The sequence below is a fragment of the Streptomyces sp. genome (assembly GCF_036566765.1).
Classification (GTDB): Bacteria; Actinomycetota; Actinomycetes; order Streptomycetales; family Streptomycetaceae; genus Streptomyces.
The window spans coordinates 1-6612 of the sequence record NZ_DATCVQ010000285.1 but is presented as its reverse complement, the minus strand read 5'-3'; the positions used below and the strand labels follow the sequence as shown (position 1 = coordinate 6612).

16 protein-coding genes are annotated in these 6612 nt (G+C 68.6%); all 16 read left to right on the top strand.

The window, feature by feature from the left end; all coding sequences use genetic code 11:
- Positions 1–258 precede the first annotated feature (258 nt).
- The 16 genes from VIU94_RS16120 (at position 259) to VIU94_RS16045 (ending at position 6528) form a co-directional block, all read left to right on the top strand.
- Positions 259–783, top strand: coding sequence for a hypothetical protein (locus tag VIU94_RS16120; RefSeq protein ID WP_331912029.1), 525 nt, complete (start codon positions 259–261; stop codon positions 781–783).
- 122 nt (positions 784–905) lie between these two features.
- On the top strand, positions 906–1127 hold the full coding sequence (locus VIU94_RS16115) for a hypothetical protein (RefSeq protein ID WP_331912027.1): 222 nt from the start codon (positions 906–908) through the stop codon (positions 1125–1127).
- Between the two features lie 68 nt (positions 1128–1195).
- Positions 1196–1477: a hypothetical protein gene (locus VIU94_RS16110; protein WP_331912025.1), complete on the top strand. Its 282-nt coding sequence runs from the start codon at positions 1196–1198 to the stop codon at positions 1475–1477.
- A 72-nt stretch (positions 1478–1549) separates the two neighbouring features.
- Complete coding sequence (locus tag VIU94_RS16105; protein WP_331912023.1) at positions 1550–1816, top strand: hypothetical protein; 267 nt, start codon at positions 1550–1552, stop codon at positions 1814–1816.
- A gap of 225 nt (positions 1817–2041) precedes the next feature.
- The gene (locus VIU94_RS16100; RefSeq protein ID WP_331912021.1) at positions 2042–2467 is read left to right on the top strand and encodes a hypothetical protein; all 426 of its coding nucleotides are present in this window, start codon (positions 2042–2044) and stop codon (positions 2465–2467) included.
- A 110-nt stretch (positions 2468–2577) separates the two neighbouring features.
- Positions 2578–2874: a hypothetical protein gene (locus VIU94_RS16095; RefSeq protein ID WP_331912019.1), complete on the top strand. Its 297-nt coding sequence runs from the start codon at positions 2578–2580 to the stop codon at positions 2872–2874.
- A 3-nt stretch (positions 2875–2877) separates the two neighbouring features.
- Positions 2878–3183 carry a spore germination YkwD domain-containing protein gene (locus tag VIU94_RS16090; RefSeq protein WP_331912017.1) on the top strand — a complete coding sequence of 102 codons (306 nt, stop codon included), beginning with the start codon at positions 2878–2880 and terminating at the stop codon, positions 3181–3183.
- Positions 3184–3186: 3 nt separating this feature from the next.
- A complete protein-coding gene (locus VIU94_RS16085; protein WP_331912015.1) occupies positions 3187–3453 on the top strand; it encodes a hypothetical protein in 267 nt (88 codons plus the stop codon).
- Positions 3443–3745, top strand: a complete 303-nt coding sequence (locus VIU94_RS16080; protein WP_331912012.1) for a hypothetical protein — start codon at positions 3443–3445, stop codon at positions 3743–3745. Before VIU94_RS16085 ends, VIU94_RS16080 begins: the two co-directional genes overlap by 11 nt.
- 156 nt (positions 3746–3901) lie before the next feature.
- Positions 3902–4297, top strand: a complete 396-nt coding sequence (locus VIU94_RS16075; RefSeq protein WP_331912010.1) for a DUF4326 domain-containing protein — start codon at positions 3902–3904, stop codon at positions 4295–4297.
- Entirely contained in the window at positions 4290–4805 is a 516-nt protein-coding gene (locus tag VIU94_RS16070) for a hypothetical protein (protein WP_331912008.1), read from the top strand. The genes VIU94_RS16075 and VIU94_RS16070 overlap by 8 nt, the downstream gene beginning before the upstream one ends.
- Complete coding sequence (locus VIU94_RS16065; RefSeq protein WP_331912006.1) at positions 4798–5250, top strand: hypothetical protein; 453 nt, start codon at positions 4798–4800, stop codon at positions 5248–5250. The genes VIU94_RS16070 and VIU94_RS16065 overlap by 8 nt, the downstream gene beginning before the upstream one ends.
- Complete coding sequence (locus VIU94_RS16060; protein ID WP_331912004.1) at positions 5237–5488, top strand: hypothetical protein; 252 nt, start codon at positions 5237–5239, stop codon at positions 5486–5488. The genes VIU94_RS16065 and VIU94_RS16060 overlap by 14 nt, the downstream gene beginning before the upstream one ends.
- Positions 5485–5685, top strand: coding sequence for a hypothetical protein (locus VIU94_RS16055; RefSeq protein ID WP_331912002.1), 201 nt, complete (start codon positions 5485–5487; stop codon positions 5683–5685). The genes VIU94_RS16060 and VIU94_RS16055 overlap by 4 nt, the downstream gene beginning before the upstream one ends.
- Positions 5682–6299, top strand: coding sequence for a hypothetical protein (locus tag VIU94_RS16050; RefSeq protein ID WP_331912000.1), 618 nt, complete (start codon positions 5682–5684; stop codon positions 6297–6299). Before VIU94_RS16055 ends, VIU94_RS16050 begins: the two co-directional genes overlap by 4 nt.
- The gene (locus VIU94_RS16045; protein ID WP_331911998.1) at positions 6292–6528 is read left to right on the top strand and encodes a hypothetical protein; all 237 of its coding nucleotides are present in this window, start codon (positions 6292–6294) and stop codon (positions 6526–6528) included. Before VIU94_RS16050 ends, VIU94_RS16045 begins: the two co-directional genes overlap by 8 nt.
- The last annotated feature ends 84 nt before the right edge of the window (positions 6529–6612 follow it).

The following is a 6612-nucleotide window of genomic DNA, read 5'->3' as shown; positions in this document are numbered from 1 at the left end:
GAGCAGGACAACGCCCTCCGCAAGATGGAGCGCCTGGAGGACGTCAACCTCGTCCCCGAGTCCAACCAGAAGACCCTCACCCAGGCCGACCGCGCCGCGGCTGTGTGGATCGGCGAGCAGGCCAAGCACCTCATCTGGATCCAGCCGTAGACCTCCAGGGCCCCGGGAGACCGGGGCCACCCAGCAGCACTGGCAGACGCTCGGGTTCGAGTCCCGAGGCAGGCACGCAACCCAAGCCCCTTCGACCTTGGAGCCACGTTGACGATCATCACCGCCGCCAAGCTGACCGGCCACACCCTCACTGTCGAGCGCATCGTGGACGTGCCCGAGCTGGAGGGCACCCGGCTGCGCGAGCAGGCCGAGACCAACACGTTCTCCGGCCCCGTCTGGGTGTTCGTGGAGCGCCGCGACGGCGTGTTCGTCGCCGACCACGGCACCAACGACCGCCGCGACCTCAACCCGAGCAACCACATGTGGGACAACGCCCGCTACCTCGCCGATCGCCTGTCCGGTCGCGTCGGCGAGCACGAGGACCTCCGCTACGTCGGGCCGGGCCGCGAAGGCGACTGGCAGGCGGGCGCGGTGCGCGAGGGCTGGCACGTCCGCCTCACCCCGCGCGGGCCGTGGCTGCGGATCGTCGAGGTCGTCAAGCACGTCAACCTGGCCAAGCTCCGCGCCACCGGCCAGATCCGCTACCGGCAGGTGACGCTCGTCCTGGAGAACGGCGAGTCGATCACCTGCAAGAACGCCGCCTACTTGGACGCCCGCCCCGCCTGCGCCTGATCTCTCTGTCTCCCCGGGAGGACTCCCTCCTCCCGGGGCCCACCCAGCCTGTACCGGCCCATCGGGTTCGACTCCCGAGACAGGCACAAAGACCGACCACCTTCGACCTTGAGGAGCAGATCATGGCCACCGAGACCATCACCGTGTACGGCGTCCGGTCCACCCAGGTCCGGCACGGCAAGCGCAAGGTCGTCGTCGAGACAGCGCCCGGCCACGAGACCGACCGCGCCTGGCACGTCCAGCTCGTGGAGCAGGAGAGGGCGTGGCAGAAGAGCGTCGGCCTCACCCCAGACGCCGAGCTGGCCGCCCGCACCGTGACCACCAGCGACTGGTACGGGATCTGACCCAGGCGGCGCCGCGAGCGCCCCGCCCGGCCCGAGACAGAAGACCCGCACCGAGGAAGGGAGACCCGATGACCACCCTGGAGTTGGCCGCCGCTGCCGAGAAGGCCGTGGACGCCCTCACCACCCGCCTCAACGACCAGCCCGCCGGCGACCCCGACGTGGCCGACAAGCTGAAGGGCATCGCCCACGGCGTGCTGCTCTCCCTCAACGCGATCCGCGCCGACACCACCGAGGACAGCGCCGAGAAGGCCGGCGAGGCGATGGACGCGCTCCTGCCCGCCATCGGCGCCCTGTCCGACCTCGCGGACGCGCTGCGGGAGGACGAGTACCGGCGCACCGTCGCCGCCTGACCCCCGCTCTCCGGTGTCTCTTCTGCCGGAGAGACCCGAACCCAAACCCTCGACGACGACCAAGGAGCCGACATGCCGAAGTACAGGGTGAACATGGCCCGCGTGACGTGGCTGACCGCCAACGTGGAGGCCGACAACGAGGACGAAGCGCTGGAGAAGGCGTACGGGGTGGCGCCGCCGTTCAGTGCGCAGGAGTCCGGATGGGGCTCGTTCAAGAAGTGGAGCGCCGACGCTGACGAATGGCAGCCCCTGGATGAGTTCTACCCGTCGTTCGGCCAGGAGTACGACGCCGAGAAGCATGGCGCGGTGGTCGAACTCTCCGAAGGCGACGACGCCTGACCTTCCGGAGCCCCTTCGGGGGCTCCCGTCCAGGAAGCGCTTTCCCGCCTGCCCTACCCCTGGAGAACGACATGACGGACAACGACGACCGCCCGAACGGCACCTACACCCTCCGCATTGACCGCATAAACGGCGAGCAGGCGATGGGAGCTCCTCCGCAGGCTCCGCGCCGAAGGGTACGACGCCGAGTACGTCTGACCCCCTCAACCCTCTGGAGAACCGACCATGAAGCTCCGCCTCTACATCGAAGCCGACTATGAGATCACCGACGACGACGCCGACAGGGAACGCATCTACGGCAGCGCCGACCTGCCCGAGTGCCTCAAGGTGGACGAGGCGAACGACCCGGTTGAGATGCTCGAAGGCGCGAAGGTGACCCACCACCGCATCCGCGCCGTGGGCGACTACTCCACGCCGGGCGACCCGCGCGAACTCGACGAGCACGACCTGATCATGTCAATGGGCATCCACGACCAGGACTGCCCGTGCGCCTACTGCGACGAGTGGCGCAAGCGCCGCGCGGTCGCGTTCGCCCGCTGGATCATCTCCCTCGACGACCCCGACGGGCCAGGGTTCGAGGCCCGCAAGTCTGTGTCCATGGCGCAGATCATCGGCAGGGCGCGCGAGGCGCTCGCCCTGCCGGAGGAGTAGGCCGCGCAGCAAACGCTTTCCCGCGCGCGCTCTCTCTCCCCTGTACGTCCGGACACCCGCAGGGGGAGAGGGCGCAACCCCCAAGACCAGCAACGACAAGGAGATGCCCGATGGCCGAGCCCATCGCCCGCTGCGTCCGCGAGCCGGACGGCTACCACGCCCACCTGTACGTGGTCATCGTCGGCGGCAACGCCCGCCCGGCCACGATCGAACTCAACCTGCACGAGTGGATGGACGAGCACCGGCGAACCCACCCGAACGCCCGCGACGTGTACGCCTACCGCAGTCTCGGACTGGCCGGCCATGAACCGCTCGGCAAGTTCGACACCGTGGAGCAGGCGTGGAAGGCGCTGAACGTGTCCGGCGAGATCCCGGCAGTCGCGTGCGACACCCCCGAGGAGGACTGACCCGTGGCCAGGTTAAGTGCCCGCATCGCCGCCCACGTTGCCTTCGGGACGCGGCTCAGGGAGGCGTCCATGCACCGCGAGTTGCGCTGGGACCCTGTGCCGGGTCTGTGGGGCCAAGTCCCCGGCTGGGTCGTCTACGAGGCCGAGCAGATGCTCGCGCTCGTCAACGAACTCCGCGCCGAGAACGGGCTGTCCGCCGCGACGCTGGAGCAGGTCCTCCGCATCGAGCAGTCTGCCTGCGGTCACTCCGACTACCCGGACAAGTACGCCCTGCGGTGCGCCTTCCTGGCGCTCGGAGAGGAGGACTGACCCGTGGCTTTAACGATCGACGACGACGCCGGCCGGATGGTCTCGGACGAGTGCGCTACGCGGGCGGATCGCTGGCCTGACGGCGCTTGGACGGTCACCGGCAGGCGCGGCGTCTACTCCCGCAACCAGGCGATCACGGCGATGACGATCGCGGAACTGCTCGCCACTTGGGACGAGCCGGACTCTCCGCTCGTGCGAACCCTGGAAGCCGAACTCGACCCGCCCGCCTACGGCTACCAGACCGTGGAAGGACTGACCGATGGTGCTTGAAATGCTCACAGGCGGCGGCCTGGTCCTGATCGGGTGGGCGGTCGGCCGGTTCGCGCCTGCCCGCCGCCGTACGCCGAAGCCGCCCGCCCCGACCAAGCCCATCTGCGGGTGCACCCACGAACTCGCCTACCACGACCCCGAGAAAGGCACGTGCAGGGCGGCCGTGAACGTGGAGAGCCGCTGGGACGGCTACGGCGACCCGATCGGCTGGAAGCAGGCCCCCTGCGCCTGCCAGCAGTACACCGGCCCCACCCCGCTCCCGACCGTGTACGCCCCGGAGGTGACCTCGTGACCTCGCCAGAGTGGGCAACGCCGAGCGGCTGCAACTGGTGCGGCCATCCCGAGAGGAACCACGCCTCACGCTGGGGGACGGGGGTGGGGTTCCACCAGTATGTGGCCCCGCCGCCGGGACTGATCAAGTGGCGGATGCAGCAGAGGAGGGCGCACCGTGGCTGACACCCGAGAGCCGAAGCGCATCCGGCGCGAGCGGAAGAAGGGCTGGCGCAAGCCCGACAACTGCGTGATAGTCACGCGCCCGTCGAAGTGGGGCAACCCGTTCAAGGTCGGCGAGAAGATCCGCGACGACTCCCCGTTGTGGCCGTACGCGGTCGCCGCCTTTCCCGGCAGCGCTCATGGCCTGGTCTCGATCAGCCTCCTGACCACAGAGCAGGCAGTGGACCTGTACTCCTCCTGGGTCATCGAACAGCCCCACCTCATGCTCAACCTCGACGAACTGGCTGGCAAAGACCTCGCCTGCTTCTGCCCGCTCCCCGCCGAGGGGGAGCTGGACCACTGCCACGCCGCCTACCTGATCGACCTAGTGAGAGAGGTGTGCAATGCCTGAGACCGCCATCGACTGGCCGTACGACGCCGACCAGCACGACCCGCTCACCAAGCTCCGCATCCCGGTGACCTCGTTCGTTCCGCGCTGGAAGTACGCGGCGACGTTCGACCGAGAGTCCGAGGTGCGGCCCACAGATCGGGAGGCCGCGCAGTTGGCCTCGTTCATCGACGAGTACCGCGACCACTGGTTCAACGAGACCTGGAAGGCGAAGCTCGCCGAGAGGCCGTTCGACATCGACAGCGGCAACCCCACCAAGATCTTCCACAAGTGGGCGGACGGCGACTGGTCCTACCGGGCGGTGACGTGGGAGTACGGGCCGACCTGGGTGCCCGTCTTCCCTCGCCTGCGCGGCACCCACCTCGACGACAGGCCGAACTGGAAAGGGCCGATGCCGCTCGTCGAGGTCATGGACCGCATCTACACCATCGGCGACGAGCCTCCATCGCAGCGCTGGCTGGACTGGAAAGCCGCCCACCCCGACGTGTTTGGCGAGGTGGCCGATGCCTGACCTTCCCGAGGAAGCCCGCAAGCCGTTCAACCTGCTGTACACCGCATCCCGCCCGGTGGACGACGTGCCGCTCGTGTTCGGCCACCTGGATGGGGTGCTCGACAGGCACGGCTCCGTCCACCTGATGCACGGCGACTACAAGCGGCGAGACCAGGCCCTCGTCTCCGACGCCATCGCCCAAGCATGGGCCACCCAGAGGATCGCCGAAGGAGCCCCGGTCACCGTCGAACCCATCGCCGCCCCGTGGGACCTGCTCGGAGCCGTCGCGGGACCGTACCGGAACGGGTTCATGGCCGGTCTGCTCGTCGGGCGGGGCGTGCAGCCTCTCGGCTGCGTCGCCTACATCGTGGACGGCTCGCGCGGCGCGTCCGGGTGCGCCGCGTTCGCCGACCATGTGGGCATCCCTGTCCGCCGCTACGAAGGGAAAGCCCGTGACTCCCACTGAGGCGATCGAGAAGGCACTCCGCAAACACATGCGCCTCCGCACCGGCGACATGATGTCCGGAAACGAGATCCAGGACGCGACCCTCATTGCCCTCGACGCCCTCGCCGGCGCGGGCATGGCCGTCGTCTCCGCCGAGGACCTGCGCGTCTACGTCGTCGAGGAGATGCCCGACTTCGTGACGTACGTGACTGCCCAAGCGCGTCTCCGCGCCGCCCTACCCGAGAGGACCGACACGTGAAGCTGTTCCAGCGCTGGCAGATCTTGAGCATCACCTACTGGGACGACACCAAGACCAAGGAGATGTCCCGCTTCCTGTACAAGTTCCCGACGTACTGGCGCTACAGCAGCGCCATGCGAGAAGTGCGCCACCGGGAGCACGAGGACACCCTGGAGAACCGCTTCTGCAAGGAGTACGTGGTGGTGAAGGCGGTATGAGCGACGACCTCCGCCAGCGATACGCCGAAGCGCTCGCCGCCGCGTTCACCGAGCCGGTCTACCGCTGCGACCGGGACGGCGAGAACGAACGGGTAGAGAAGGCCGATCCCGCCGACCGCATCGACCAGACGCCGTACGTCATGATCACCGCAGGAGATGGGTGCCGTTCGTTCTGGACGCCGTCATGCGCCGAACTGGCCGAGGTGGTCGCCGCCGTACGAGACGAGGAGATGGAGCAACTCCGGTACGAACGGCGCCTCCTCGGCGCGGCCCGCATGGTCCTCGATCTCGTGGCTGCCGGAGACTCCTCCCGATGGGATCAGGTCCGGCAGGGGGCCGAAGACGTCGCCCAGCGCATCGTTGACGAGATCGGCCACCCTGTCACCGACGAACCCGCGCTCGGACCCGGATATCGCGCCGTCATCGCCCGCGTCCGAGACCTCCATCAGCCGACCGAAGGCATGGGCTCCAACTGCGACGAAGACGACACCCCCGGCTCGTACGGTCGGATCGCGCAGGTCTGCACCTCATGCGGGACGCCTGGAGAGCAAGGAGTCCGCTGGCCCTGCCCCACTATCGCCGCTCTCGGCGACCAGAAGGCCGAGCATGGCTGAGCCAGTCCTGGTCATCGACCTCGAAGCGCCGTTCGCCGGTTACGAGAGCGTGGACGAGTGGTACGTCGGCGAGTACAACGACCACGTCTACCCGACCTGCCCGGCCCTGACGAGAACCGGGAAGCCGCCGCGGCGAGGGCAGGGCAGGCTTTACCCGGAAGCGGGCGACGTGTGCGGCATCTGCATCCGCTGGTGGAGAGCCCGCAAAGCCAGGAAGGACACCCGATGACCAGCTTCGCCTTCCCTCTGAGCAGCTTGGACGCGTTCCGCTTCGCCGCCTCCACTGACACCCGGCAAGCCTGCGAGGATCTCG